The sequence below is a fragment of the Acetobacter pasteurianus subsp. pasteurianus LMG 1262 = NBRC 106471 genome (genome assembly GCF_000285275.1).
GTDB lineage: Bacteria > Pseudomonadota > Alphaproteobacteria > Acetobacterales > Acetobacteraceae > Acetobacter > Acetobacter pasteurianus.
Map to the genome: position 1 here is coordinate 1 of NZ_CADO01000133.1, position 1,053 is coordinate 1,053.

The window sequence follows — 1,053 nt, forward strand, 5'->3', positions numbered from 1 at the left end:
CGATACTCCCCGGTCTGCTCAAATCGCAGAGCAAAAATCAGGATAAGGAACCTGAAATCACGCACAAGAGCACTCAGTCAAAGGTTTTTCGAACCCTCCATTTGACCTGATAATATAAAGTGTGTCTTTTTTGCAACCATATCAATTCCTTTTGTCGATAGTCTTGCCAATATTTAATATTTAAGAGATATGACCTCTCCGTCAAAATTTTTTATGGGCTTAAAGATAACCAATGAAAATACGCAAAAGTTAAATAGACTCTGTTTTTTCTTCAGGCACTAAATTTGCTGAAGAATTGAATATATAGTTTATGTGAAAATTCCAAACAACTCTGGGGTAGTAAATATAGTAGGATCATAGTCTGAAATAATGGCTAGATATTCTGTGATATTTATATGAGAAATGATCATGAGTGATACCAATTATTATGAGAATACTGCGCCGATTATTTCATTTATCGGATGCGATGGTTCTGGAAAATCGACATTATCTCATGATATTGCACAAATATTAAATAAAGAACGAAAAACTGAAATTTTTTATTTAGGTCTAGGTTCAGGAGAATTGGGTCGTCGTATACAGAAATGGCCTATTGTCGGAAAATATATAGAACGGGTTCTATCGAATAAAGCTAAAAAGACACGCAGTCCAACGGAACGCATTCCTGGACCAGTAACAGCTTTTGTTGTTTTCTTATTCTCTTGTAAGCGTTTTCTAGAATTTAATAAAATGTATGCTGCTCATAAAAACGGAATTCAGGTCGTAACAGATCGTTACCCACAGAATGAGCTTATTGGATATTGCGATGGCCCTGGTCTTTCAGCGGATAGGACGAACAGTCCAATTATTAAATGGCTGGCACGCATCGAACGTCAACTCTATCAAAAAATGGCCAGTGTACATCCCTCTATAATTATCTTTTTGGACGTTGATGTGGAAACCGCGATTGAACGAAAGCCTGATCATAATTTTGCTCTCTTAGATAAAAAGATAAGTTATACTACAGCGTGTCGTCAGTTAAGCAGGATGATGATTGAGGCGAACTGCACGGCT

The 1,053-nt window shown here is 36.8% G+C and carries 1 protein-coding gene; it reads left to right on the top strand.

Going from position 1 to position 1,053, the window contains the following annotated elements:
• Window positions 1-408: 408 nt before the first annotated feature.
• On the top strand, window positions 409-1,053 hold a 645-nt coding region (locus tag APA10_RS15035; RefSeq protein WP_155116687.1), incomplete at its 3' end, for a nucleoside/nucleotide kinase family protein.